The following is a 25,467-nucleotide window of genomic DNA, read 5'->3' as shown; positions in this document are numbered from 1 at the left end:
CCTCGCGCCCCTTAGCGGAGCACCGCCTGCGTCTCGGCGACCTTTTGGGCGCCTTCGTCGGACGTTTCGAAATATTGGACCGTCACCGGGCCGGCGACCGGTCCTTTGTAACTTTCGTCGATCGGGATCGCGACATGGCGCTCGGTGAGCTCGGTATAGACTGCAACCGCGCGCTGGACGGCAATCGGATCCTTTACCCCAGGCTTGTAAACGCGAACCTCACCGAAGGTGGAGCGTGAGCCCGTTCGGGTGAGCTCCAGCCCGACCATCGGCTTCCCGTCCTTCTTCTCAAGCTCGACGTTCGACAGGCCCGCCGTCGCCTCAAGGTTGCCGAGGCGAACGATGACCGGGATCGTCACGCCGTAGATCGGGATGAGCTGCAGATGCACGCCCTTGGGCGCTTCGGCTGAAGCCGGAACGACCGGCGTGGCGGGTGGGATAGCGCGGAACAAAAGATGAACACGGTATTCGCCGTCGGCCAACCCCTGGGGCGGCCGCGCGGCGATTCGGATCGATTGCGGCTCGTGCGGCGCAAGCGTCACCCGCCGGGGAGCGTAGACGATCATGTCGGCTGCCGCCTGCTCTTGCGGCGTCGGGTTGCTGACGTCCTCGAGCTGACCGTCCGCCGTCATCCGCCGGAATTCGACCGAGATGCGATAGGTCGCCGGCGCATCGCCGACGTTGTTGAGCACGATCTCGGTACCGCGGCGCCCATCAAGGATGATGCGCGTCGGCGCGACCAGCAGGTCGCCAACGCCGGCCTGGGCGGGAGCGGCGAAGCCGGCCGCGACGGCAAGGCCAAGCAGTGCAATTGGAGTTTTGAACGTCCACCGGCTCATTCGAGCGATCCTTCCGCTTGCTCCAATGTGGAGCGATCGCCTCCTCTTTGGTCCAGAATGGTTATTTTTCGGCTAACCATGCCGCTTTAGCGGCGGTTTTCGGCGATTATTGGTAGTCGACGGTGATGTTGAACGTGCCCTGGTAGGTTCCGGACGCGGTGGTAGAGCTCAGTGTGATCGAGCCGCCGATATCGAAATTGTTGCCTGGCGCGCCCGACGAGGTGAGTTGGATGGTGCCCGGGCTGTCGAGGACCATGGTCAGCGTCTTCGACGCGTCCGCCTGATTGACCATCGTCACATTGGGCGCGCCGATCGTGATGTTCTGCTTGTTGCTACCCGTCACATTGTAGCGCGCGACCTGGGTCAGGCCGGTGCACACCAGGTTGGCCGAATTGCAGCTGAAGACCCCGGTCCGCGAGATGCCGACCGTCGCGCCTGACCAGGTGCCGAGCTTGGTCGTGATCGTGCCGAGGTCGAGATTCTGCAGCGAGGTGAGTGTGAGCGGCTTGACCACGTTCGCGGTGACACTGGCGTTCTGTGTGGCTGCACTTGCCGGCGACGCGCAGAGGCCGGCGGAGCATGCTGCCGCCAGGGCTACCGCCCGACCGTTGCTGGTCCACCGCTGCCAAACCGAGCGCATAACCGACGCCGTTTGGGCCAAAATGGTTGATTTTCGGTCAACCATGATTCGGAAGAGGGCAAAGAAGAAGGGGCCGCCGAGACCGGCGACCCCTCCACTTGGTGCGGCGTCTGGCGCCGCTAACTCTGGTCCGACTTACTGATAGTCAGCGGTGAGGGCAAAGGTGCCCGTGTACACACCGTCCGACGTCGTGCTCGGAATGCTGAGCGAGCCGCCGACGAAGAAATCGGTGCCCGGAGCGCCCGAGTTGGTCAGCGCGACGGTCGTGTTGTGATCCGGCGTAAGGGTCAGGTTGTCCGTACCGTTGGTCATCGTGACGGGGCCCGAGGCGATCGTCACGTTCTGGCCCTGCGTACCGGCGACGTTGTAAGCAGCGCGGGTGTGCGTGCCCGAGCAGGTCACGTTGCCGCTGTTACCGTCGCAGTTGAAGGTGTTGGCGCGGTCGAGCGAGACGGTCGCGGTATATGAACCCGATCCGGCCAGCACGATGATGCCGAGGTCGAAGTTCGCGGTGCTCGCAAGCACCAGCGGCTTCAGGATGCGGGCCTTGGCGGTCGCATTGCTCGTGGCGTTGACCGGAGCGGCAGCGGCCTCGGTCGCGGTCAGCGCGAGCGCGGCAACCGACGCCGCCATCGCAGTCAAACGAAGAACTTTGGTCATCTCATATTCCCCACTGGTTCAGTCAGTATGGCGGCTGCCCCGACACCGAGCCTGGTCATCCGTGGCGCTGCTATTAACCCTGCCCGCTTACGGCTTTCCTCAGGGGCTTGGTTAATCGGCGATTAGTGATTCGACCGTTTCGGACCCTTCTCTCTCGGATGCGGCCAAGAGAGGGAAACAAGGTTCACTGATACTCAACGGTAATTGGCAAATCGCCGCGGTAATCGCCGCCTGCATCACCAGTGATTCGGATTCGCCCGCCGAATCGGAAGCTGAGGTTCCCGGCCGAATCGAGCCTCGGAAGCGAAGGCAAGTCGCTGACCACCTGGTCGAAGCTGATTCGCCCGCCACTCAGGGAATAGAGCTCGATGCGCTGCGGAAGCTCGACGCGGACGGCCCGCCCAGGCTCGCCGTGGACCGTCGCAGTTCCGACCATCGCCCGTGACCCGACGTCACTCACGGCGCCTTCCGCGGCGCGCGAGCCGTCCGGACGAATGACCGCCGCGCCATCGCCTTCCCCGACCAGGATCAGCCGGTCGAAGTTGATGCTGCTTTCGACCTCGATCTGGACGTCCTGCTTGGGGGCATTCTCATCGCGGCTCGTCACCGGCGCCGAGCACAGGCGGCACTGACCGGCCGCCGGCCACGACGTGGCCACGGTCGCGGCGAACGCCGCGAGCATCAGGGCTTGGACCTTGAAGGCGCCCATGCCGAACGGTCTATCGGGAGAGACGCTAAAACAGGGTTAATTCCCGGCTAACCTTCGGTTCGCCATCCCGCTTATGTGCCCCGCCTATTGTCGCACCGCGCCGAGCTTTCTATCCCACCGCCTGAATGGCGCGCACTTCCTCATCGGCATCGTCTGGCCGCTCAACCTTGACGAGTATAATCAAGGGCATTGCCTATGCCGCGATCCTCGGGCTGCTGGCGCTGATCGTCGCCGTCGCGGTCGCGAGCGCCTATCTCCCGAGCTACTCCGATCTCACCAAACGCTCGGACCTTGGCCAGATGATCCGCGTTCGCGCGGCCAACGGCCAGGTGCTCGTGTCGCTCGGCCCGAGCTTCGGTAAGTGGTTGCCCTACGACCAGATCCCGGTCGAAATGCGCGCCGCGATCGTTTCGACCGAAGACCGGCGCTTCCGCAGCCACCTCGGCGTTGACCCGATCGGCATCGCGCGCTCGATCGGCGTGCGAATCAAGACCGGGCATTTCCGCCAGGGTGGCTCGACCATCACGCAGCAGCTGGCACGCAACATCTTCCTTACCAACAACCGCAGCTTCGGGCGAAAGATCAAGGAAGCGATCCTTGCCCTCGCGCTCGAGCGCAAATTCTCGAAGGACCAGATTCTCGAGCTATACCTGAACCGCGTCTATTTCGGCGGCGGGGCCTATGGGATCGACGCAGCGTCGCGAAAATTCTTCGGCCATGGCGCGGATCGCCTGAGCCTGGGCGAGGCCGCGATCATCGCGGGCCTGGTCAAAGCGCCATCCAATTATTCCCCGACCGCGGACGTCGAGGCGGCCCGCGCCCGATCGGGCGTCGTCATCCAGACGATGGTCAACAATGGTTTCATCACCAGCGATACTGCCGCGCGGGTCGACCCGGCCGCGGTGAAGATCCAGCAGACCACCAACAACAACAGCGTTCGCTACTTCACCGACTGGGCGCTGCCCCAGCTCGATACGCTTATCGATGAAACTTCCGAGCCGATCGACGTGTGGACCACGCTCGACCCCGGAATGCAGGTCGCGGCGAGCAACGCGATTCGCGCCAACGCGCCTGCCGGCACGCAAGGGGCGCTGGTCGCGATCGACCGCGATGGCGCGGTCCGCGCCATGGTCGGCGGCAAAGACTACGTCGATTCGATCTACAACCGAGCGACCCAGGCGACCCGCCAGCCCGGCTCTGCCTTCAAGCTGTTCGTCTACCTCGCCGCGCTCGAATCGGGGATGAAGCCGACCGACACGATCGTCGACGAACCCGTCACTATCGACGGCTGGAGCCCGCGCAACTCGACCCGGACAAACCTTGGCCCGGTCAGCCTGCGCGAAGCCTTCTCGCGATCAATCAACACGATCAGCGCCAAGATCGGCTCGCAGCTGGGCTTTTCGACCATCGCCGACATGGCGCGCCGCTTTGGCATATCGACGCCGATCTCGACCTTCCCCTCGATGGTGCTCGGCACGAGCGACGTTCGGCTGCTCGACATGACGCGCGCCTTCGCATCGGTCGCGAACAAGGGCGTCGCGGTGACGCCCTACGCAATCCGCAAGGTGATCACCGCAGACGGCCGCCAGCTTTACACGCGGGAAGGCGACGACGAGCGCGTCCTGGTGGCGCCGTGGGTCGCGGCGGAAATGACCGACCTGCTGCAGTCGGCGGTGCTGACCGGCACGGGCCGCGCAGCTCAAATCGGCCGGCCGGTCGCCGGCAAGACCGGAACCACCCAATCCAATAAGGATGGCTGGTTCATCGGCTTCTCGAGCGGGCTGACGACGGGCGTCTGGATGGGCCGTGATGACGCGCGTACCGTCACCGGCCTCCAGGGTGGCACCGCGCCTGCCCGGGCTTTCCACGACTTCATGGCCGTCGCGGTCGCCAATCGGCCTGTGGAGCAGTTCGAAACGCAAGTGCCGATGCCCGACTGGCAGCTGACGCCGGAAGAAGAAGTCTATGGCGACGCGGGCTATGACATGAACGGCATGGCGCCGATGGTCGACGAGAACGGGATGCCGATCGGCACGCCGCCGCCCGAATCGGGTTATCCCGGACAGTCGATGGTCAGGCCGGACGGCACCGGCGAACCCAGCCAGCAGGACCTTGACCAGGCCTTCCCGCCGCAACAGCGGCCATCCAACCAATATCCGCCGCAGCGCCAGCCGCAGCCGGCTCCGCCGCCGCGCCAGCCCGACCCGTTAGCCCCGGCCGACGCGCCGGAGCCGAGGCCCAACGCGCCGTAGCATTGCTTTCGCCTCGGCGACGCCAGGACCCAGCAAGCGCGCTTCGAGCGCCTTGAATTCGCGGCCGTGATTAAGATGGACGAGATGGGCGACTTCGTGCGCCACGACGTACCGCCGCACCGCGGGCGGAGCGAGGATTAGCCGCCAGCTCAATCGGATCCTGCCCTGAGACGAGCAGCTGCCCCAACGCGACCCCGCGTCGCCAATACTGACCTTGCGAGCAGACGCCCCCGCGGCCTGCGCGAACTCCGCTACCTCCTTCGACATCGTGTCGAGCGCAAGGCGTTTTACATATCGCTCAATCCGCCTCGCGAGGCCCGCTTCGGGGCCGCCGCAAATTAGCTTGCTTCCGCTTAGCTGCGGCGTGCGGGCGCCCCCCGCGGTCCAGCAAATGCGAACGTCATTCCCTTCAATCGGGATCACCGCGCCCGGCGCGAACGGCTCGCCGGGCTCGCTGTTCGCAAGCTGCTTGTCGATCCATTCGCGCTGATCGATTGCCCAGGCCAGCGCAGACTTGCGGCTCGTTCGCCACGGGCAGGTTAGCTTCAGCACCCCACTCGCTTCGTCGAAGCGAAGCCGCAGGCGGCGCGCGTTGCGCATCGGGTGAATATCAATCGGAACGGGCAGTGCGGCCGCCAGCGCGGCTTCAGATCGGGCGCTCGACCACATGATATTCGAGCTCGCCGGCATCATCTTCGCTGACCGTCCACCCGCGCGTCGATTGTCCGGCCTCGTGCACGGTCCCGCGGCTGCCGGAGATCAGATAATGCCAGTCGGGAAGCGGCTTGTTCGCCGCGCGCAGCCGGTAGGCGCAGGTTTCGGGCAACCAGTCGAGGCTGCCGAGATTGGAGCGGTCGAGCCGCACGCAGTCGGACACCAATTTCATCCGGTTCTTGTAGTCGAGACAGCGGCCATTGCTGCGGTCGAGCAGCTTGCACGCGACGTTCGTGGCGTAGAGCAGGCCGGTTTCTTCGTCTTCGAGCTTATGCACGCAGCAGCGGCCACAGCCGTCGCACAGCGATTCCCACTCGCCGCGATCGAGCGCAACGAGCGGTTTCTCCCAAAATGGCGTGCGCGCATTCATGACAAGGCCACCCTTGCTCTGCTAGGCGAAGTCGATCAAGCGGGTAGTTCGGGGCCTAAGTCCATGGGGTATTTGAGAATCGCGATTGGGGCGCTGGCGTTGCTGGTTGTCGAAGCTCCGGCCGTCGCGCAATTAAGCTACGACAGCCTCGATTTCATATCGGCAGTCCAGAAGCGAAACGGCGACAAGGCCGCTCAGCTGCTGAACGATCATCCGACCATCGTCGATGCCCGCGACGGCAAGGGCAATACCGCGCTGATCATCGCGATCAGCCGCGGCGACAGCGACTGGACCGGGTTCCTGCTCAACAAGGGCGCAGACCCCAATCTGCAGGGTGCCGCCGGCGAAACGCCGCTGATCGCCGCATCCCGAATCGGGTTCCAGGACGCAGCCGAATGGCTGCTCAACCTAGGTGCGAAAGTCGACGGCACCAACCGGCAAGGCGAGACGCCGCTCATCATCGCGGTCCAGCTCCGCCAGGTTCAAATGGTGCGCTTTCTGCTCGAGCACGGAGCCAACCCCGACAAGGTCGACGCCGCCCAAGGCTATTCGGCGCGGGAATATGCCGAGCGCGACACGCGCGGCCGGCAGATCCTGCAGCTGATCCAGAACAAGAAGCCGAAGCCGGGCGCTTCCGCGGCCGCTAAGTAGCTTCGCCAAGCGAGGGGTCGACCTGCGCCGACAGGCGCCTGGCGGCCCGGCGGGCAAAATCGAGAAGCTCAGCCTTGCGCCGCGCCGGAGCCAAGGGGCGATGCACCGCCTCGCGGATCACGGCTGCGTCATAACGATCGGCCACGATCAGCCCGGCTTCGCCCGGCAGATAGCGATCTTCTTCAAGGAATTTGGCGAGGTAGGGAGGGACCGCCCAGAAGAAGCGGTCGCAATAATCGAGATAATCGAGCCATTTGCCGTCGCCGAGAAGGTCGGCCTTGGCGACCTTGATCTCGACGATCGTCAGGCCGCCCTTGGCGTCGATTGCCATCAGGTCGGCGCGCCGGCCGTTGCGCAACGGCATCTCACAAACCGCGAACAGGTCTTGGCGGCAGAACAGCCGCGTCACACCGCGCGCAACTTCGGCAGCGACCAGCGGGGCGTCAGTGAAGCAGAGAGAATCGAGCTGCGTGGCCATCGCCATTTGATAGAACGAAATGGCAACAGAGCCAAAAGGAAAGCGGGCGAGCCAAAGCGCGCCCGCTGCCCGCCCGCGTCTGAATTCTTATCGGTAGAAGATGTGGTTCCCGATCGATGCCACACGCTTCAGCCGCCAACCAGGCGACACGTAGCGGGCGTGGAAGAACATCGCGTTGCCGATGGACGATGCCTTGAGGCCCTGGTCGACAATCTTGGCGATCGCGACCGCAGTCTGCCATTGCTTGCTGGCGCGAGGGACCGACGGAAGCGAACGACCGCGAACGAACGAGAACTGGCTGCGCTGGAACAGCACGCCGCAATAAGAGGAGGGGAAACGCCCCCCCGAGTTCGCGCGGTTGGCGATCACTTGGCCGACGGCCAGCTGGCCGGCGAGCGGCTCACTCTTCGATTCGAAATAGATGCCGGTCGCGAGGCATTCGAGCTCGCGGGTGCCAGGCGTGGCATCGCGCAGCTGCGTGACCATCTCGGACAATTCACCGTTCGGCTTGACCGCCGGAACGGCCGAGGCCGCGTCGGTCGAATCATCGGTAACGGCCGGCGAGGCGTCATCCGCCTGCGGGCCGGCTAGTTGAGGCTCGCCCTGCGGGTCGAGCAATTGGGGAACTGCGACCTTCGGAAGAGTCGCGCTTGCCATCGGGAGCAGAGGCTCACCGGAAGGCCCTGCCTGGGCAGGAACCATGTACGTCGCTGATAGAGCCGCCACAATGAGCAGCCCCGGGCGAAAAGAAGCCAACATTTAAACCATTAAATCTGCGGTGGACCACCAAAATCAGAACGCTTTATTACTTGCGACTACTTCCGCTGCGTTCTTAGGCGATACCCCGTCTCGCGTGGCACCATCATCGTTTCTTGCCGAGAAGGTGCCCCCCGCTCTTGTTGTTAAGCAGGGTTTCTATCGCTTGACGGGTGGGGTCAACCCAAACCGGTCGTTTCAGCGATGAACCGTTCGGGGTCCGCGATATCCAGTTCAATCGCCCACAAATCGTCGTCGAACCGTGCACGCTTGGCGAGGAAATCGCTGATTTCCGTGGAACCCATCGAATCGGGCAGCTTGGCGGCTTGCCAGCGATAATCGCCCTGAGGGCTCAAAACGCGCTCCAGGGCCGCATGCAATGCGCCTCGGCTGGAGACGAAAATGAGCAGGGAGCCGCGATCAGGATCGCCTTTCCTCATTACTGTGGCGAAATCTCCGTCAGCCGCCACTTTGCGCAAGATGCCGGCCACTTCGACATGCGTTGGCAACCTGCTCAAGCTGCGTCCTTAAGCAGCGTCGCGCTCGTCGGCGCCGATCAACACCGCCGCAAGGGCGTCGCGGCTGCGCGCGCCGCGCATCTTCTCGAGCGTCGCGGCATTGCGCGTCACGCGGCTGATCGAGGCCAGGGCCTTCAGATGCTCGGCACCGGAATCGGGCGGCGACAGGAGGAGGAAGACGAGGTCGACGCGGCGGCCGTCGATCGCCTTGTAGTCGACCGCTTCGCCAAGCCGCGCGAACAGCCCGTAGATCCGGGTCAGGCCCTCGATCTTGCCGTGCGGAATCGCCACGCCCTGGCCGAAACCGGTCGAGCCGAGCGATTCGCGTTCCGTCAGGCTGGCGAGGACCGCTGCAGGATCGACCTCGAGCCGCTGGCCAGCGAGGTTCGCCAGTTGCTGAAGCAATGAGCGCTTGTTGCCGCCGGGAAGGGCGGTCTTGATCGCGTCAAAGTCGAGGAAATCGGCAAGCTGCATGGTCGTAACTCTAGGCGGCGCGACCGTTCGCACCTGGCCGCTTGATGTTGGAGATGGGTTCAGGCCGCTTGCGGCTCAACCCAACCGATGTTTCCGTCCTCGCGGCGGTAGATCATGTTGAACTCGCCGGTGCCGCTGTTTCGGAATAGCAACGCGCTCGTGTTGCGAAGATCCATCAGCATGACGGCGTCGGACACGCTCGCTTCGGGAATGTCGATCCGCGTTTCAGCCACAATCGCCGGATTGTCGACCTGCGGCTCCTCTTGCCCGGTAGCGCCGGAAAAGACCGTGTAGCCGGCGTTTTCGACATAGGCCGCAGCAGTGTCGTCGACCTTATGTTCCTTCAGCCGGTTGCTGTAACGGCGAAGCTGCTTTTCGATTCGGTCTGCCGCGCCGTTGAACGCCAATTCGGCGGTTCGCGCGCTATTCGATGCCTTCAGCACGACGCCCTGAACGACGGGCGCGATAATGTCGCAAGTGAAGTCGTTGTTCGGCCCGCGGCCGAACGTCACGTTCGCGCCAACCGAGCGGGCAAAATACTTCTCCGTGATGTCGGCGACCCTGCGCTGGGCATGCTCGCGCAGCGACTCGCCGGTATCGACCTGATGCCCCGCGACCCGAACGTCCACTGGCCTCGCTCCCTGATGATCTAGGGGCGCTTAGGACCGCCCTGAACCCGCCGTCAACTCGCCCTTACTGAACGGCTGCGAACCGTGCCCAGAGCGGGTTGACCAGCTTTGCAATAAACGCGCGGTGGCGTTCCAGTTCCTCAATTGCCGCAAAATGCGGCCGGGCGGGGCGGGGCTCCCTAGCGACGACGGGACGGGATGAAACTCCGACCGAGACGCTACCCGCCTCGGCGACAAGACCGAGCCCGATCTGCCGTCCACCGGTTAGCTCGACATAGACCTGGGCGAGCAGTTGCGCGTCGAGCAAAGCGCCGTGCTTGACGCGATGGCTACGATCGATGCCGAAGCGAACGCACAAGGCGTCGAGGCTGTGCTTGGCGCCGGGATGGCGCGAGCGGGCGAGGGTCAACGTATCGACCATGCGATGCATGCCGACCGGCGACCGGCCGCAGCGCTCGAGCTCGTGATTGAGGAAGCCGAAGTCGAAGCCCGCATTGTGCGCCACCAGCGGCGAATCCTCGATGAACTCCAGCAGCGCCTCGGCGGTCTCTGCAAAGCGGGGCTTGTCGGACAGGAACAGGTTGGACAGGCCGTGCACCATCTCGGCCTCGAACGGCATGTCGCGCTCGGGATTGAAGTAGGCGTGGAAATGGCGGCCGGTTTCGACGCGGTTGAAGATCTCGACGCAGCCGATCTCGACCATCCGGTCGCCGCCGGACGGATTTAACCCCGTGGTTTCAGTGTCGAAGACGATTTCCCGCACGCGGCGAATCTAACCACGCGTGGGGAGTCCGAGACAAGCGATTATGTCGCGCACCTGGCTTTCAGTTGTGGATAGGTCGCCACCGGTATCGATTACGAAGTCGGCGCGCCGCCGCTTCTCCTCATCCGGCATCTGTCGGGCGAGGATGGAAGCGAGCTTGGCCTCGGTCATGCCCTGTCGCGCCAATACGCGCTCGCGCTGGATGTTTCCCGGCGCCGAAACAACGATCACTTTGTCGAACGCTTCTTCGCCATGCGTTTCGAACAGCAGGGGGATGTCGAACAGCAGCACCGGTTTCTCGCGGTTGCCGAGCAGGAAGCGCGCCCGCTCGGAATGAACCGCGGGATGCATGATCGTTTCAAGCGCGGCGAGTTCTTCAGGATGACCGAGGACCTGAGAAGCAAGCAGCTCGCGGTCCAACACGCCATCCTTGACCGTGCCTCCGAACCGATCTCCGATCGCCGCGATGACATCGGCGTCCTCGGCCTGGAGCCGGCGCACGATCGAATCGGCGTCGAACACCGGAATGCCGGCGCCGCGAAACATCTCGGCGACGGTCGATTTTCCCATGCCGATAGAGCCGGTCAGGGCGATGCGGATCATGACAGGATCAAGCCGCGCTCTCGAAGCGCGCCAAGGAGCGGCAGCAGTGGCATGCCCAGGATCGTGAAATGATCGCCCTTGATCTCCTTGAACAACTGCACGCCGCGGCCCTCCAGCCGGAATACGCCGACGCAATAGCCGACTTCGGGCCATTCCGCATCGAGATAGGCTGCGATGAATTCGTCGGAGAGCGCGCGAACTTCCAAGATCGCGCTGTCGACATGCCGCCAGTCTTCGGCTCCATCGCGCGCAAGCGCTACGGCGCTCGTCAGCACCATCGTCTTGCCGGAAAAGGAGCAGAGATGGTCGGTCGCTTCGTCGCGATCGCGCGGCTTGTCGAACAGCCGCCCGCCGACGCTGACCACGCTGTCGCTGCCGATCACCCATTCGCCAGACACGCTGCGAGCCTTGGCCGCGGCCAGCTCGCCGGCGATTTGCGCCGGGTCCGAGTAGCGGGCCTTTACCTCGGCCTCGTCGACATTGGGCGGCGTCGCCTCATAAGCGACGGCCGCGGCGTCGAGCATGTGCCGCCGGATCGGGCTGGTCGAGGCAAGAATCAGGGGCAAAGAACAACCTTGTGGAAAAGCGACCGGACAGGCCTAGCGCGGAGATGGGGGCGGGCTCAATCGGCGCTTTGTCCGACCCATTGCGACGGCTGTTCGAACTTTCATCCACGGGGACAGATTCGATCCCCAGCCTGTGAATCATGGGTGGGAATCGGACCGACTCGCGTAATCCCCGAGAGTCGGCTTTTCCGGCGGTTGTTGGCAATTCAGGGAGCCGCGACTAAGCCCCGTTCTCCCGCGGCCTACTACATCATCAATCTTATTCTAAATATATATAAGGGAGAGAAGAGGGTGGCGCTCAAGCCTGCCGATCTTCCAAGCACGCAGGCCGATAAGCCCTTGCTGTCCGTCCTTCGGGGTGAGCGGCGAGACCCGGTGCCAATGTGGATGATGCGCCAAGCTGGGCGCTACCTTCCGGAATATCGGGAGCTGCGCGCGCACAAGGGCGGTTTTCTCGATCTCGTTTATGACAGCGATGCGGCCGCGGAGATCACGCTCCAGCCGCTCATGCGCTTCCCTCAGCTCGATGCCGCGATCCTGTTTTCCGATATCCTGATCGTGCCCTTCGCACTGGGACAGAATCTGAGCTTCGTCGCGGGTGAAGGTCCGCGGCTGACGCCGCCGCTCACCCATGTCGCGATCGATGGCCTCAAGCCTTATCCGGCGCGGCTCGATCCGATTTACGAGACTGTGCGCAAGGTCAAAGCTAGGCTCGATCCTGCGAAGACGTTGATCGGCTTTGCTGGGAGCCCGTGGACGGTGGCGACCTACATGGTCGCGGGCCAGGGTAGCCGCGAACAGGCCGAGGCCCGGCGCTTCGCCTATCGCGACCCCAAGGCGTTCGGCGAGATCGTCAAGCGTATCGAGGCAGCCACCTACGACTACCTTTCCGCTCAGATCTCTGCAGGGGCCGAGGCCGTGCAATTGTTCGACAGCTGGGCGGGCAGCCTGTCGCCGGCGCAATTCGAAGCGTGGGTAACCGCCCCGACCGCACGCCTCGTGGCGAAGATCAACAAGAAGCATCCGGGTGTGCCTGTGATTGGCTTTCCCAAGGGCGCTGGTGGGAAGCTAGCTGCCTATGCGTCGGAAACCGGCGTCTCCGCGATCGGGATCGATGAGACCGTCGATCCGCTATGGGCGGCAAGCCAGCTGCCGAAGGGCCTGCCCGTACAGGGCAACCTCGATCCCCTCGCGCTCATCGCCGGGGGGAAACCTTTGATGAATGCCGCGCGGCTTATCCTTGACGCTTTCGCCGGCCGTCCTCACATCTTCAATCTCGGGCATGGCATCCTGCCGGACACGCCGATCGCGCATGTCGAGCAGTTGTTGGCCCAGGTGAAGGGGGGAAAGTGAGCAGCTACGTGGGCTTCCTCGGCGTCGCTTACCCATGGGTAAAGGCGGCGCACGTCACCTTCGTGATTTTCTGGATGGCCGGCCTGTTCCTGCTCCCCCGGCTCTACGTCTATCATCAGGAAACGACCCCCGGTTCGGCCGAGGACCGGGCCTGGATCGAGCGCGAGGCGCGCGTTCGTTCGATCATCCTCAATCCGGCGATGATTGCGGTCTGGATCCTCGGGTTGATGCTCGCCTTCAACGTCGACGCCTTCAGCCAGGGCTGGTTTCACGCCAAGCTGCTGCTGGTGGTCGCACTATCCGGCTATCAGGGCTGGCTCGGCGCTTATGGCAAGAAGCTGGCGCGGGGCGAGCGGCCCTTGTCGGGCAAGGCGGTTCGGATGATCAACGAAATCCCGGGCATAGCGGCGGCCCTGATCGTCGTCCTGGTCATCGTTCGCCCGTTCTGAATCGGCGCTGCGTTGACCGGCGCTGATTGACAGCGGGCAAGCGCAGACATACCTCCACTAAAGAGCGGCTCCGGCCAGTTTCCTTAAATTGCCGGCCAGCTGTTCCTTCCCAAAGCGGCGTCCTGCCGCGTTTTCGGCCTTCGCATTCATGAGAAGCTCGAGCCAAATTCCCCAAGAAAAGAATATCCTATGCATTTGAAAGAACTGAAAAAGAAAACCCCGGCCGAGCTGGTCGCGATGTCCGAGGAAATGGGCGTCGAGGGCGCATCGACGATGCGCAAGCAGGATCTGATGTTCTCGATCCTGAAGATTCAGGCCGAGAACGGAGTCGAGATCATGGGCTCCGGCACCATCGAGGTGCTGAACGACGGATTCGGATTCCTCCGCTCTCCGGAAGCCAATTATCTCGCCGGCCCTGACGACATTTACGTGGCTCCGTCGATCGTCCGGCGCTTCGGGCTTCGCACTGGCGACACCGTCGAGGGCGAGATCCGCGGCCCCAAGGAGGGCGAACGTTATTTCGCGCTGACCAAGGTCACGACGATCAATTTCGACGATCCCGAACAGGTTCGCCACCGCGTCAATTTCGACAACCTCACGCCGCTCTATCCCGATCAGAAGCTCAAGCTCGATACGCTTGACCCGACCATAAAGGACAAGAGCGCGCGGGTGATCGACATTGTCGCCCCGCTTGGCAAAGGTCAGCGTGCGCTGATCGTCGCTCCGCCGCGCACCGGCAAGACCGTGCTGCTGCAGAACATTGCGCGCGCGATCACCGACAATAATCCCGAGGTGTTCCTGATCGTCCTGCTGATCGACGAGCGGCCCGAGGAAGTCACCGACATGCAGCGGAGCGTGCAGGGCGAGGTCATTTCCTCGACCTTCGACGAGCCGGCAAGCCGCCACGTCCAGGTGGCGGAGATGGTGATCGAGAAGGCCAAGCGCCTGGTCGAGCACAAGAAGGACGTCGTGATCCTGCTCGACTCCATCACCCGGCTTGGCCGCGCCTACAACACCGTGGTGCCGAGCTCGGGCAAGGTGCTGACCGGCGGTGTCGACGCCAACGCGCTGCAGCGGCCGAAGCGGTTCTTCGGCGCCGCCCGCAACATCGAGGAAGGCGGGTCGCTGTCGATCATCGCGACCGCGCTCATCGATACCGGGTCGAAGATGGACGAGGTCATCTTCGAAGAGTTCAAGGGTACCGGTAACAGCGAAATCGTGCTCGACCGCAAGGTCTCCGACAAGCGCATCTTCCCCTCGCTGGATGTCGGCAAGTCCGGCACCCGCAAGGAAGAGCTGCTGGTCGAGCAGGCCACGCTCACCAAGATGTGGGTGCTGCGCCGGATCCTGATGCAGATGGGCACGGTCGATGCGATGCAGTTCCTTCTCGACAAGATGAAGGACGCCAAGTCCAACGAGGACTTCTTCGCCTCGATGAATCAGTAAGGACCGATGCTGGCCGGTTTCGACTTTGGCGCCATCCTGACGGCGGGCGGCCTGGCGAAGCTCGGCCAAATCATCATCGGCGACCTGACCATGGCCGGCGACAATGTCGTCATCATGGGCAGCCTCGCCTCGGGCCTTCCGGAGCGCGACCGCAAGAAGGTGCTGATGTTCGGCGTCGGGATGGCGCTGGTCTTCCTGATCACCTTCGCGCTCCTCGCGACGCAGCTCCTGAAGGTCACCGGCCTGGTGTTCGCCGGCGGCCTTCTGCTGCTGTGGGTCGCCTACAACATGGTGCGCGAGCTGCACCCGGCGCAGCCGGTCATCGCCGACGACCCTACGACCGCAGCGATCGAGGGGCCGCCTGCCAGCAAGACCCTGCTTCAGGCGGCGATCCAGATCACAATCGCCGACCTCAGCATGAGCCTCGACAATGTGCTGCTGGTCGCGTCGATCGCCCGCGAGAACCCGGCGCTTCTGTTCATCGGCCTGACCTTCTCGGTCCTGTTCATGGGCTTTGCCGCCAATTACGTCGCCCGGCTGATCCATCGCTACCACTGGATCAATTACATCGGCCTCGCGGTGATCCTGTGGGTCGCCTGCTCGATGATCTACGAGGGCTGGGTCGGCGGTGAGCATGTGCTGGGGTTGAGGAGCGTGCTCCACCTCGGCTAGTCCCGAGGACATGGACCTCGGTATGATTACCCCGGCGGCGTTGACCGCCTTCTTCGAGATCCTGTTCATCGACATCGTGCTTGCGGGCGACAACGCGATCGTCGTTGGGGCGCTTGCCGCCGGTCTTCCGGCCGAGCAGCGTAGACGAGTCATCATGATCGGCGTGATCGCCGCGCTGGTCCTGAGGATCGCCTTCGCGCTGATCGTCACGCAGTTGCTACAGATCACCGGACTGGTGCTCGCCGGCGGCTTGCTGCTCGTCTGGGTGGCGTGGCGCATGTACCGCGAGATTCGCCACAAGGACGAGAGCGCGGGCTCGGAAGAGATCGTCGGTGACGAGCATTCGGGGGTGAAGGCGTCGAAGAGCTTCGCCAGCGCCGCCTGGGGCGTCGCCCTCGCCGATGTCAGCATGAGCCTGGACAATGTGCTGGCGGTGGCTGGCGCGGCCCGTGACCATCCCTATGTCCTCGTCTTCGGCCTCATCCTGTCGGTGCTGCTGATGGGCATCGCGGCCAACTTCATCGCCCGCTACATCGACCGGTACAAGTGGATCGCCTGGGTCGGGCTGATCGTGATCCTGTGGGTCGCGCTCAGGATGATCTACGACGGCGCGGGGCACGTGGCGCCGCACGTCGCGCCGCTTTTCACCTGAAGTCATGACCGACACGATATTCGCGCTGTCGAGCGGCCGACCTCCGGCTGCGATCTCGGTTATCCGCGTCAGTGGGCCCAGGGCGCATGCCGCCGGGGTCGCGCTTGCTGGCTCGCTGCCCGAAGCCAGGACTGCCGCGGTGCGCGAGCTGCGCCATCCGAACACCGGCGACTTGCTTGACGAGGCGTTGCTCCTTCGGTTCGATGCGCCGGCCAGCTCAACCGGAGAGGATAGCGTGGAATTTCAATGCCACGGCGGACGGGCGGTGGTCGACGCCGTGCTCGGCGCGTTGCAAAATATTGACGGATTGCGCCTCGCTCAGCCCGGCGAATTCACCCGACGCGCGTTCGAGAATGGGCGGATCGATCTGACCGAGGCCGAGGGCCTCGCCGACCTGATCGAGGCCGAGACCGAATCGCAGCGCAAAGCCGCGTTGGCGATGGCTGAGGGCGGCCTTCGCAAGCAGATCGGCGAGTGGCAGGAGCGGCTGCTCACCCTCTCGGCGATTGCGGAGCGCGCGGTCGATTATGATGAGGATGACGCGGCCGATCCGGCGATGGCGGGCGATTGCGCGACACTGGCTGACGAACTTGAGCGCTGGCTGGCGCTTCCGCGATTCGAACCGCTGAAAGACGGCGTCCGAGTCGTGGTCGCGGGGCCACCAAATTCTGGAAAATCTAGCCTAATCAATGTGATATCTGGACAGGAGCGCGCGATCGTCACCGATATCCCGGGGACGACGCGCGATCATATCGAGGTGCCCCTGGCACTAAACGGGGTCCCGGTCCTGCTGACCGACACCGCCGGTCTGCGCGAAACCGATGACCAGGTTGAGGCGATTGGCGTACACCGCGCGGGAAGCCTGATCGAGGCGGCGGACGTGGTTCTGTGGCTCGGCGAGCCAGCCGACCCTCCACCCGCCGCCCGGGTCATCCTCGTGCATGCGAAGGCGGACGTCGCCGGTCCCGCGCCGCAGGGATCGGTTGCCGTGTCGGCCACGACGGGCGAGGGGCTGAAGGGCCTGGTCGACGCGGTCGCTGCGGAAGCGTCGTCGTTACTCCCCGTGGAGGATGCGATCGCCCTGAATCGCCGGCAGGCGGATTGCATCGCGGAGGCAGCCGTCCTCCTTCGTGGCGCGGCGAACGCGCGGGAGATCATCCTCATCGCCGAGGATTTGCGTGCTGCCCGTGCAGCGTTCGACCGGTTGACCGGGCGGGCGGGCATGGAGGAGGTGCTCGACGCCTTGTTCGGCCGCTTCTGTCTCGGCAAGTGACTGTTCCACGTGGAACAAATCCTCTAAGCGGCTCGCCCATGCACGACGTTCTGGTGATCGGCGCCGGCCATGCCGGGTGCGAGGCTGCGGCTGCCGCGGCCCGTCGCGGAGCGCGTGTCGGCCTGATCACGTTTCGGCCCGAGGACGCCGGCCAGATGTCCTGCAACCCGTCCATCGGCGGAGTAGGCAAGGGGCATCTGGTTCGCGAGCTCGACGTGTTCGACGGGCTGATGGCGCGCGCGGCTGATCGCGCGGCAATCCATCGCCGCATGCTCAACCGAAGCAAGGGTCCCGCCGTCTGGGGGCCGCGGGTGCAGGCCGATCGCAAGCTTTACCGGGCCGCGATCGCAGAACTGCTAGGCGAGAGCGGCGTCGAGATCATCACGGCCGAAGCGCTTGGCCTGGTCATCCGGGGCGGACGGATCGCCGGGATTGAGACGAGTGCCGGGGCGTTCGCTTGCCGCGCCGTGGTCGTCGCTACCGGCACGTTCCTCGATGCGCGGCTGTTCGTCGGCGAGCAGGTCATCGAAGGCGGACGGCGCGACGAAGGGGCTTCGGTCGCGCTTGCCGGCCAAATCCGCGACATCGGTCTGGGGCAGGGCCGGCTCAAGACCGGAACGCCGCCGCGCCTCGACGGCCGCACCATCGATTGGGCCCAGCTAGAGGAACAGCCCAGCGACAAGGAGGCCTGGACTATGTCCGCGCTGGACGACGGAGCCAGGCCGGCCCAGCTGTGCTGCGCGATCACGCGGACGAGCGAGCTCACCCACGACATCATCCGCGCCAATTTCGACCGGTCCCCTCTGTTTGCGGGCGCGATCGAGGGTCGCGGGCCACGCTATTGTCCGTCGATCGAGGACAAGGTGAAGCGCTTCGCTGAGCGCGACGCGCACCAGATTTTCCTCGAGCCCGAAGGGCTCGACGATCCCCTCGTCTACCCCAACGGCATTTCGACGTCGCTTCCGCAAGACGTCCAGCGCGATTTCGTCCGCTCGATCCCGGGACTGGAGCGGGCCGACATTGTGCGGCCAGGCTACGCAGTGGAGTATGAGTTTGTCGACCCGCGTCGCCTGAACGCGACACTCGAAGTGCGCGAGCTGCCCGGTTTGTTTCTCGCGGGGCAGATCAACGGCACGACCGGTTATGAGGAGGCGGCCGCGCAGGGTTTAGCCAGCGGTCTCAATGCGGCATCGTCTGCGCTGGATTTGAGCGACGTACGGTTCGATCGGCGTACGTCATATATCGGCGTGATGATCGACGACCTTACGCTGCAAGGGGTAAGCGAGCCGTACCGGATGATGACTGCCCGCGCGGAGTATCGTCTGAGCTTGCGCGCCGACAACGCCACCGCACGCCTCGGTGAGGTGGCCCTGTCTGCAGACTGCGTGTCTGCGCGGCGACGCGCGCAGGTGGAAGCCCGGCTCGCGCAAGGTCCCGAAGCGGCCGAAGCGGAAGCGGATCGCCTCTATGCCCCGTACGTTGCTCGCCAGGAACGCGAGTGGGCGGTCGTCCAGCGCGATTCGAATGTGTGGATTCCCGCGGAGCTCGATTATGGCGCGATACCTGGCCTGTCGAACGAGATGGTCGAGCGGCTGACCACGGCGCGGCCTGAAACGCTCGATCAAGCATCGCGCATCCCAGGCGTTACGCCGGCAGCGGTGTCGGCGCTTTACGTCGCGGCCAGCCGGCGCGCTGCGGCGTGATCGATCGCCTGGCACAGGTCGCGGGCCGGCCTGTTTCACGTGAAACATTCGAGAAGCTCGAAGCCTACGTTGCACTCCTTCGCGAGGAGAATAAGCGGCAGAACCTCGTTTCCGCGGCGACTTTGGTCGCGGTGTGGGAGCGCCATATCCTCGATTCGGCGCAGTTATTGCGGTTTGAGCCGCATCCCGCCGCTTCTTGGGCCGACATCGGCTCGGGAGCCGGTTTGCCGGGAATCGTGATCGCTTGCCTCGCCGAGGGGCCAGTAACGTTGATCGAACCAAGACGGCTGCGCGCCGAATTCCTCCACAAGGTGAGCGAATCACTGAAGCTCAATGCCGAAGTGGCCTGCGCGAAGGCCGAGCACGTTCGCGGCAGCTTCGATGTCATTACGGCGCGTGCTGTCGCCAATTTGAGTGATTTGCTCAAACTATCCGCACATCTGTCCACAAGAAATACCGTCTGGGCGCTTCCGAAGGGGAGAAACGGGCGTGAGGAACTGGCCGAGGCTGAGCGCACATGGCAAGGTGCGTTCCACGTGGAACGAAGTGTCACCGACGCGGATTCCTGGATCGTCGTCGGGACAGGGGTGAGGGTAAGAAAATGATCCGCATCGCGGTGGCCAATCAAAAGGGCGGCGTCGGCAAGACAACGACGGCGATCAACCTCGCCACCGCGCTCGCGGCCATTGGTTGGCGAGTGCTGCTGATCGACCTCGATCCTCAAGGTAATGCGTCGACGGGCCTGGGTGTTTCGCCGTCGCAACGAACCCAGTCGAGCTACGACGTGCTCATCGGCGGTGCGTCAGTCGCCGAAGCGTCTGTCGCGACGCGCGTCCCGCGGCTCGACCTGCTGCCTGCGACGGTTGACCTGTCTGGGGCCGAAGTCGAAATGGTCGGCCTTGAGGACCGCGCGCACCGTCTCGGCCGCGCCTTGGGCGCCATTCCGCCCGGCCGGTGGGACATTGCCTTGATCGATTGCCCGCCTTCGCTTGGCCTTCTGACGGTCAACGCACTGGTCGCAGCGCGCCACTTGCTCGTCCCGCTTCAGTGCGAGTTCTTTGCCCTCGAGGGTCTGAGCCAACTCCTTCAAACCGTTGAGCGAATCCGTGTCGCTTTCAATCCGGAGCTGTCGATCTTGGGCGTGGCGCTAACGATGTTCGACCGCCGCAACAATCTCAGCCAGGCGGTCGGCGATGACGTCCGCGCATGCCTTGGCTCGGCGGTCTTCGACACGGTCGTCCCGCGCAACGTGCGGCTGTCGGAGGCGCCGAGCCATGGGCTCCCGGCGCTGATTTACGACCTCAAATGCCCAGGCTCCGAGGCCTATATCCGCCTCGCGCGCGAAGTAATCGGCCGCCTGCCGCAGCTGGCTGTGGCGGCATGAGCAAGGCTGCAGGACTGGGGCGGGGCCTTTCGGCGCTCCTAGGCGAACAGCCGCAGAGACCTTCGGGCGAAGGCAATGTACAGCGCGGCGGGGTTCGCGAGATCGAAATCGCACGGATCCGCCCGAATCCCGAGCAGCCGCGCGTGCATTTCGACGAGGACGCGCTTGCGGAGCTCGCCGAATCCATCTCCGAGCGCGGCGTGCTTCAGCCGATCCTGCTTCGGCCACACGGTGACGATTACCTGATCATCGCCGGCGAGCGCCGCTGGCGCGCTGCGCAGAAGGCGCAGCTTCACCTGATTCCGGCAATCGTGCGCGAGATCGACGAATCGACCGTCGCCGAGATCGCGCTGATCGAGAACATTCAGCGTGAGGATCTCAACGCGCTCGAAGAGGCGGAAGGCTACCGCCAGCTGATCCAGCGACATGGTCACACGCAGGACGAGGTCGGCAAGCTGGTCCACAAGTCCCGCAGCCATGTCGCGAACTTGCTACGGCTGCTCGAATTGCCGGAGTTCGTGAAGCAATCGCTATTGCAAGGCGATATCACTATGGGGCACGCGCGAGCGATCGCAACCGCTCCTGATCCCGAAGAACTGACCCGCGAAATCGTCGCCAAGGGCCTCTCGGTGCGCCAGGCCGAGCAGCTGGCGAAGAAGATCAAGCCTGGGCCGGGGATCGACATTGCTCGTGCCAGCGCCCGGAACGCGCATCCGGTGGACGCGGACCTGATCGCGCTCGAACGCCAGCTGGGCGATATCCTCGGGCTTACGGTCAAGGTCGCGCACAAGGGGCAGGGCGGCGCGGTCACGCTGCAATATTCAAGCCTCGATCAGCTCGACATGATCTGCCAGCGCCTCAGCGGCGAGCCGATCTGACCCTAGCGGCTGCGCGCCTTGCGCGCGATCGCCATTAGTTCTTCGCCCAAGGCTTCGCGCTCCGGGGCGTCGGTAAACATCAGGTCGCGCTCGAGGCGCCCGGCGCGCTCCGCTACCGTCGCCAACTCGTCCGCGCGCCATTTGCCGATCATCCGCTCGACGATCGCTTTATCCTTCCAGAACAATGCTCTGCCCAGTGACGCCATGACGGCATCTGGTCGTTCGCCGCGCTCCACGCGGGCGCGCGCCGGCGCCAGCATAAGCAGTCGTCGTTGCAGCGAACGAACGACCGGGATCCCCTCCGATCCGCCTGCCGGCAGCCGCGCGAGCTGATCAGCAAGCTCGCCCACGCTTCCGCTCAGCGCGAGATCGGCAAGGCGCATGAAGTCGCCCTCGTTGCCCTCCGCGCCGACGGCGTCGACCGCGTCATGATCGAGCTCCTTGGGGGCGTGCGGCGATGCGTCGATATATAAAGCGAGCTTCTCCAGCTCTTGGCTAGCGATCGCTCGGTCGTTGCCGGCGGCGTCGGCGATCCGGGCCGCCACCTGCGGCGAAACCTTCAGCCCAAAGCGGCGGCCGATATCAGTCACCATGCGCTCCGCCTCCTGGCCCTCTGGCGCATAAGAGGCGTAGGCCAGCGCCATCGGCGATGTTTCGGCAAGCTTCAGCAGCGGCGACGTCTTGGGCAAGGATCCCGCAATCGCCAGAACCGGGTTCTCGGTCGCTGGGCCCTCCAGCAGAGCGACCACGCCGTCCTCGATGTCCTTCGTCGCCGGCTCAATCCACACCACGCGCGTGCCCCCGAACAGGTTCATCGCGCCGGCTTCATCGGCGAGCGAGGCGGGATCGGCCTTGATCGAGGCGGACGAGATCAGAAAGCGGCTGGCGCTGAGCGCCTCGGCGACCCGGGCCGCGAGCGCCCGCGACTGCGATTCGTCCTGGCCGTGGAAGAGATAGAAACGGATGTCGCGGTTCGGCTGGTCGACCGCTCGGTCGATGCTGCCCTTGGCCGCCTTCACTTCTTGCCCTGCGCCCGCGCGTAGAGCGCCAAGCGGGCGACAATCTGGTCGGCGACCGTGTCCGACAAATTTTCGAGCGCGGTCTGCTCGGCCGCCACCGTTGCATATTCCGAACTGACGATGTCGATGCCGGCGTCCGATCCGGCGGTCGCGTCGAGCACGACCGTCCCAGTCGCGGCACTGACCAGCTGGTAGCGCGCGCGGAGCGTACGCCGCTCATAAGTCGCGGCCCGGTCGCCCCGAATACCGAAGGAGGTGATGTTGTCGTCGAGCGTCACGTCGAGGCGATAGTCGGCCGGTCCATCGCCGGTCTCGCCCAGGCGATCGACCAGCTTGTTGCGTATCAGCCAACCGCCTTGCCCCGCGATCGGCCCGACCTTCACCGAGCGGAGGGTCGCGGCAATCGGGCTGTGGGCACCGCCTCCATAGAGCGGCTGGAGGCCGCATCCGGTCAGGCCGGCAAGAAGCAGGATCGGAAGATATCGCCGCATCATGCGACGATATTCACCAGCCGGTCGGGAACGACAATGACTTTGCGCGGGGCGGCGCCGTTCAACTGGCGCTGGACCTTGTCGGATGCGAGCGCAAGCGCTTCGGCCGCGGCGCGATCCAGCCCGCGGGGGGCGCTCAATGTGTCGCGCAGCTTGCCGTTGATCTGGACCGCGAGCGTCACCTGATCGTCGACCAGCAGCGCCGGGTCGAAGGCCGGCCACTCGGCATTGGCGACCAGGCCTTCGCCGCCGAGAACCGCCCAGCATTCTTCGGCAAGATGCGGCGCGGCGGGCGCTATCAGCCGGACCATCGCGTGAACCGCCTCTGTCCGCGTCGCCGACGGCCTCGCCTTCTCGATCGCGCTGACCAGCTCGTACAGCTGGGCCACCGCCTTGTTGAACTGGAGCCCGTCGATCGCCTCACCGACCGCAGCGACGGCGCGGTGGAGCTTGCGCTTCAGCCCATCGTCTTCGCCCTCGCCCGGGGTCAGTCCCGTGACCAGCTTCCATACCCGCTGGACGAAGCGCGATGCACCCTCGATCCCGGCTTCGGACCATTCGAGGTCGCGCTCCGGGGGGCTGTCGGACAGCATGAACCAGCGCACGGCGTCGGCGCCATATTTCTTGAGGATCGGTTCTGGGTCGATCGTATTGCGCTTGGACTTGGACATTTTCTCGATGCGCCCGGGCGTGACCGGATGCCCGCTTTCAACATGAATCCAGTCGTCGCCGTCCTTCTTGACCTCGTCCGGGCTGAGCCAGCTGCCGTCGCCGGCGCGATAGGTTTCGTGCGTGACCATGCCTTGCGTGAAGAGGCCGTTGAATGGCTCGGCCATGCCCAGTTGTCCGAGATGCTGCAGCGCGCGGGTCCAGAAGCGCGCGTAGAGCAAGTGCAGGATCGCGTGCTCGACCCCGCCGATATATTGCGCGACGGGCAGCCATTTCTCGGCTTCAGCGCGATCGAACGGCCGGTCCTTGGGCTGGCTTGCAAAGCGGATGAAGTACCAGCTTGAATCGACGAAGGTGTCGAGCGTGTCGGTCTCCCGTGTCGCTGCGCCGCCACAACTCGGGCAGTCAACATGCTTCCAGCTCGGGTGGCGATCGAGGGGGTTGCCCGGCGTCTCGAAGTCGATGTCTTCCGGCAGCACGACGGGCAGCTGCTCGCGCGGCACCGGCACCGCGCCGCACTTAGCGCAATGGATGATCGGGATCGGCGTGCCCCAGTAACGCTGGCGAGAAACACCCCAATCCCGCAGGCGGTATTGGACCGTCCCTTGTCCCCAACCCGCGGCCTGGGCACGGCGGATCACCTCCGCTGATGCCTGGCTGCTGCTGAGACCATCGAGGAATTGTGAGTTGACGGCCACGCCGGGCGCATTTTCGGCCTCGCTGCCGATCGGTTCGGATGCGAGATCGATATTCGCGGCGACCACGCGCCGGATAGGCAGATGATATTGCTTCGCAAATTCGAAATCACGCTGATCATGGCCCGGGACGCCGAAGATTGCCCCGGTCCCGTAATCCATCAGCACGAAATTCGCGATGTAGACCGGTAGGCGCCATTCTGGATCGAGCGGGTGGACCACCTGGAGCCCCGTGTCGAAGCCCTTCTTCTCGGCCGTCTCGATCTCCGCCGCGCTGGTGCCACCCGCCTTGCACTCGGCGATGAACCCCGCGGCCGCGGGATTTGACGCCGCCGCCGCAAGCGCGATCGGATGATCGGCGGCGACCGCGACGAAGCTCGCGCCGAAGATCGTGTCAGGCCGCGTCGTGAACACCTCGACCTCGCCGGTCGCCTCCACCGGCTGGGCCAGGCGGAAGCGGAACTGGAGGCCGCGGCTGCGGCCGATCCAATTTTCCTGCATCAGTCGAACCTTGTCGGGCCAATTCTCGAGCCCCTTCAGACCCTCGAGCAGCTCGTCCGCGAACTGGGTGATCTTGAGGAACCACTGGTTGAGCTTGCGCCGCTCGACAGGAGCACCCGAACGCCACCCCTTACCGTCGATCACCTGCTCGTTGGCGAGCACGGTCATGTCGACGGGGTCCCAATTGACCTCGCTCTCTTTGCGATAGACGAGGCCGGCCTTGAACAGGTCGAGGAACAGCGCCTGCTCATGCCCGTAATAAGCCGGGTCGCAGGTCGCGAGCTCGCGGCTCCAGTCGAGCGCGAAGCCGATCTGTTTCAGCTGTTCGCGCATCGTCCGGATATTCGCCCAGGTCCATTCGCCTGGATGGACCTTGCGCTCCATCGCGGCATTCTCGGCCGGCATGCCGAATGCATCCCACCCCATCGGATGAAGCACTTCATGGCCCTGCATCCGCCGGTATCGGGCGATGACGTCGCCCATCGTGTAGTTGCGCACGTGCCCCATGTGGATGCGCCCCGACGGATAGGGGAACATCTCCAGCACGTAGGTCTTGGGCTTGGCGCTCGCGCTATCGGCGTGGAAGCAGCCTTCCTCTTCCCACCGCGCTTGCCAGCGGCGGTCGGCCGCGCCCGGGTCGAAACGCCCGCTCGTCATTGT

At 64.5% G+C, this 25,467-nt stretch carries 29 protein-coding genes; 12 read left to right on the top strand and 17 right to left on the bottom strand.

Annotation, left to right across the window (positions count from 1 at the left end):
* Window positions 1-11: 11 nt before the first annotated feature.
* From AC4K8G_RS07915 to AC4K8G_RS07900, 4 genes are all read right to left on the bottom strand, one after another.
* A complete protein-coding gene (locus tag AC4K8G_RS07915; RefSeq protein ID WP_491733614.1) occupies window positions 12-839 on the bottom strand; it encodes a fimbrial biogenesis chaperone in 828 nt (275 codons plus the stop codon).
* 106 nt (window positions 840-945) lie between these two features.
* On the bottom strand, window positions 946-1,353 hold the full coding sequence (locus AC4K8G_RS07910) for a DUF4402 domain-containing protein (RefSeq protein ID WP_491733613.1): 408 nt from the start codon (window positions 1,351-1,353) through the stop codon (window positions 946-948).
* Between the two features lie 261 nt (window positions 1,354-1,614).
* On the bottom strand, window positions 1,615-2,139 hold the full coding sequence (locus AC4K8G_RS07905) for a DUF4402 domain-containing protein (RefSeq protein WP_491733612.1): 525 nt from the start codon (window positions 2,137-2,139) through the stop codon (window positions 1,615-1,617).
* A gap of 184 nt (window positions 2,140-2,323) precedes the next feature.
* Window positions 2,324-2,848, bottom strand: coding sequence for a DUF4402 domain-containing protein (locus AC4K8G_RS07900; RefSeq protein WP_491733611.1), 525 nt, complete (start codon window positions 2,846-2,848; stop codon window positions 2,324-2,326).
* A 125-nt stretch (window positions 2,849-2,973) separates the two neighbouring features.
* On the opposite strand from AC4K8G_RS07900, the gene AC4K8G_RS07895 reads away from it, so the two are divergent.
* Complete coding sequence (locus AC4K8G_RS07895) at window positions 2,974-5,100, top strand: transglycosylase domain-containing protein (RefSeq protein WP_491733610.1); 2,127 nt, start codon at window positions 2,974-2,976, stop codon at window positions 5,098-5,100.
* Here AC4K8G_RS07895 and AC4K8G_RS07890 read toward each other — a convergent pair.
* Both AC4K8G_RS07890 and AC4K8G_RS07885 read right to left on the bottom strand, forming a co-directional pair.
* Window positions 5,056-5,700, bottom strand: coding sequence for a M48 family metallopeptidase (locus tag AC4K8G_RS07890; RefSeq protein ID WP_491733609.1), 645 nt, complete (start codon window positions 5,698-5,700; stop codon window positions 5,056-5,058). The two genes, AC4K8G_RS07895 and AC4K8G_RS07890, sit on opposite strands and share 45 nt — an antisense overlap.
* Before the next feature lie 46 nt (window positions 5,701-5,746).
* The gene (locus AC4K8G_RS07885) at window positions 5,747-6,184 is read right to left on the bottom strand and encodes a YcgN family cysteine cluster protein (protein ID WP_491733608.1); all 438 of its coding nucleotides are present in this window, start codon (window positions 6,182-6,184) and stop codon (window positions 5,747-5,749) included.
* Between the two features lie 63 nt (window positions 6,185-6,247).
* On the opposite strand from AC4K8G_RS07885, the gene AC4K8G_RS07880 reads away from it, so the two are divergent.
* Window positions 6,248-6,835 carry an ankyrin repeat domain-containing protein gene (locus AC4K8G_RS07880; RefSeq protein WP_491733607.1) on the top strand — a complete coding sequence of 196 codons (588 nt, stop codon included), beginning with the start codon at window positions 6,248-6,250 and terminating at the stop codon, window positions 6,833-6,835.
* On the opposite strand, the gene AC4K8G_RS07875 is transcribed toward AC4K8G_RS07880, so the two are convergent.
* The 8 genes from AC4K8G_RS07875 to AC4K8G_RS07840 all read right to left on the bottom strand — a co-directional run bounded on the left by AC4K8G_RS07875 (window position 6,828) and on the right by AC4K8G_RS07840 (window position 11,622).
* A complete protein-coding gene (locus AC4K8G_RS07875) occupies window positions 6,828-7,313 on the bottom strand; it encodes an MmcB family DNA repair protein (protein ID WP_491733606.1) in 486 nt (161 codons plus the stop codon). The two genes, AC4K8G_RS07880 and AC4K8G_RS07875, sit on opposite strands and share 8 nt — an antisense overlap.
* Before the next feature lie 87 nt (window positions 7,314-7,400).
* Window positions 7,401-8,039 (bottom strand): cell wall hydrolase, encoded by a 639-nt coding sequence (locus AC4K8G_RS07870; RefSeq protein ID WP_491733605.1) that lies wholly within the window; start codon window positions 8,037-8,039, stop codon window positions 7,401-7,403.
* 209 nt (window positions 8,040-8,248) lie between these two features.
* Window positions 8,249-8,587, bottom strand: a complete 339-nt coding sequence (locus tag AC4K8G_RS07865) for a DUF1491 family protein (RefSeq protein WP_491733604.1) — start codon at window positions 8,585-8,587, stop codon at window positions 8,249-8,251.
* Between the two features lie 9 nt (window positions 8,588-8,596).
* Window positions 8,597-9,061 carry a PTS sugar transporter subunit IIA gene (locus tag AC4K8G_RS07860; RefSeq protein WP_491733603.1) on the bottom strand — a complete coding sequence of 155 codons (465 nt, stop codon included), beginning with the start codon at window positions 9,059-9,061 and terminating at the stop codon, window positions 8,597-8,599.
* A 59-nt stretch (window positions 9,062-9,120) separates the two neighbouring features.
* The gene (gene hpf, locus AC4K8G_RS07855) at window positions 9,121-9,690 is read right to left on the bottom strand and encodes a ribosome hibernation-promoting factor, HPF/YfiA family (RefSeq protein WP_491733602.1); all 570 of its coding nucleotides are present in this window, start codon (window positions 9,688-9,690) and stop codon (window positions 9,121-9,123) included.
* Window positions 9,691-9,754: 64 nt separating this feature from the next.
* Window positions 9,755-10,453: a DNA polymerase III subunit epsilon gene (gene dnaQ, locus AC4K8G_RS07850; RefSeq protein ID WP_491733601.1), complete on the bottom strand. Its 699-nt coding sequence runs from the start codon at window positions 10,451-10,453 to the stop codon at window positions 9,755-9,757.
* Between the two features lie 9 nt (window positions 10,454-10,462).
* A complete protein-coding gene (gene coaE / locus AC4K8G_RS07845) occupies window positions 10,463-11,056 on the bottom strand; it encodes a dephospho-CoA kinase (RefSeq protein ID WP_491733600.1) in 594 nt (197 codons plus the stop codon).
* On the bottom strand, window positions 11,053-11,622 hold the full coding sequence (locus AC4K8G_RS07840) for a Maf family protein (protein ID WP_491733599.1): 570 nt from the start codon (window positions 11,620-11,622) through the stop codon (window positions 11,053-11,055). The genes coaE and AC4K8G_RS07840 overlap by 4 nt, the downstream gene beginning before the upstream one ends.
* Window positions 11,623-11,913: 291 nt before the next feature.
* Here AC4K8G_RS07840 and hemE point away from each other — a divergent pair, with 291 nt between their 5' ends.
* The 10 genes from hemE (at window position 11,914) to AC4K8G_RS07790 (ending at window position 21,432) form a co-directional block, all read left to right on the top strand.
* On the top strand, window positions 11,914-12,975 hold the full coding sequence (gene hemE / locus AC4K8G_RS07835) for a uroporphyrinogen decarboxylase (RefSeq protein WP_491733598.1): 1,062 nt from the start codon (window positions 11,914-11,916) through the stop codon (window positions 12,973-12,975).
* An 8-nt stretch (window positions 12,976-12,983) separates the two neighbouring features.
* Window positions 12,984-13,424 (top strand): CopD family protein, encoded by a 441-nt coding sequence (locus tag AC4K8G_RS07830; RefSeq protein WP_491734437.1) that lies wholly within the window; start codon window positions 12,984-12,986, stop codon window positions 13,422-13,424.
* A gap of 189 nt (window positions 13,425-13,613) precedes the next feature.
* Window positions 13,614-14,870 (top strand): transcription termination factor Rho, encoded by a 1,257-nt coding sequence (gene rho / locus AC4K8G_RS07825; protein WP_491733597.1) that lies wholly within the window; start codon window positions 13,614-13,616, stop codon window positions 14,868-14,870.
* Window positions 14,871-14,876: 6 nt separating this feature from the next.
* Entirely contained in the window at window positions 14,877-15,542 is a 666-nt protein-coding gene (locus AC4K8G_RS07820) for a YjbE family putative metal transport protein (RefSeq protein WP_491733596.1), read from the top strand.
* Window positions 15,543-15,552: 10 nt separating this feature from the next.
* The gene (locus AC4K8G_RS07815; RefSeq protein ID WP_491733595.1) at window positions 15,553-16,194 is read left to right on the top strand and encodes a TerC family protein; all 642 of its coding nucleotides are present in this window, start codon (window positions 15,553-15,555) and stop codon (window positions 16,192-16,194) included.
* Between the two features lie 4 nt (window positions 16,195-16,198).
* The gene (mnmE, locus tag AC4K8G_RS07810) at window positions 16,199-17,467 is read left to right on the top strand and encodes a tRNA uridine-5-carboxymethylaminomethyl(34) synthesis GTPase MnmE (protein WP_491733594.1); all 1,269 of its coding nucleotides are present in this window, start codon (window positions 16,199-16,201) and stop codon (window positions 17,465-17,467) included.
* Window positions 17,468-17,505: 38 nt separating this feature from the next.
* Window positions 17,506-19,170 (top strand): tRNA uridine-5-carboxymethylaminomethyl(34) synthesis enzyme MnmG, encoded by a 1,665-nt coding sequence (gene mnmG, locus AC4K8G_RS07805; protein WP_491733593.1) that lies wholly within the window; start codon window positions 17,506-17,508, stop codon window positions 19,168-19,170.
* Window positions 19,167-19,775 carry a 16S rRNA (guanine(527)-N(7))-methyltransferase RsmG gene (gene rsmG, locus AC4K8G_RS07800; protein WP_491733592.1) on the top strand — a complete coding sequence of 203 codons (609 nt, stop codon included), beginning with the start codon at window positions 19,167-19,169 and terminating at the stop codon, window positions 19,773-19,775. The genes mnmG and rsmG overlap by 4 nt, the downstream gene beginning before the upstream one ends.
* A complete protein-coding gene (locus tag AC4K8G_RS07795) occupies window positions 19,772-20,554 on the top strand; it encodes a ParA family protein (protein WP_491733591.1) in 783 nt (260 codons plus the stop codon). The genes rsmG and AC4K8G_RS07795 overlap by 4 nt, the downstream gene beginning before the upstream one ends.
* A complete protein-coding gene (locus AC4K8G_RS07790; RefSeq protein WP_491733590.1) occupies window positions 20,551-21,432 on the top strand; it encodes a ParB/RepB/Spo0J family partition protein in 882 nt (293 codons plus the stop codon). The genes AC4K8G_RS07795 and AC4K8G_RS07790 overlap by 4 nt, the downstream gene beginning before the upstream one ends.
* A 2-nt stretch (window positions 21,433-21,434) precedes the next feature.
* Here the strand turns inward: AC4K8G_RS07790 and holA are convergent, their stop codons facing one another.
* From holA to leuS, 3 genes are read right to left on the bottom strand one after another with little or no spacing between them, the layout of a single operon-like run.
* Window positions 21,435-22,451 (bottom strand): DNA polymerase III subunit delta, encoded by a 1,017-nt coding sequence (gene holA / locus AC4K8G_RS07785; protein WP_491733589.1) that lies wholly within the window; start codon window positions 22,449-22,451, stop codon window positions 21,435-21,437.
* The gene (lptE, locus tag AC4K8G_RS07780) at window positions 22,448-22,942 is read right to left on the bottom strand and encodes an LPS assembly lipoprotein LptE (protein WP_491733588.1); all 495 of its coding nucleotides are present in this window, start codon (window positions 22,940-22,942) and stop codon (window positions 22,448-22,450) included. The genes holA and lptE overlap by 4 nt, the downstream gene beginning before the upstream one ends.
* On the bottom strand, window positions 22,942-25,464 hold the full coding sequence (gene leuS / locus AC4K8G_RS07775; protein WP_491733587.1) for a leucine--tRNA ligase: 2,523 nt from the start codon (window positions 25,462-25,464) through the stop codon (window positions 22,942-22,944). The genes lptE and leuS overlap by 1 nt, the downstream gene beginning before the upstream one ends.
* Between the last annotated feature and the right edge of the window lie 3 nt (window positions 25,465-25,467).

It is taken from the genome of Sphingomonas sp. SP3 (assembly GCF_058514305.1).
This window is presented reverse-complemented; position numbering and strand designations above follow the sequence as displayed.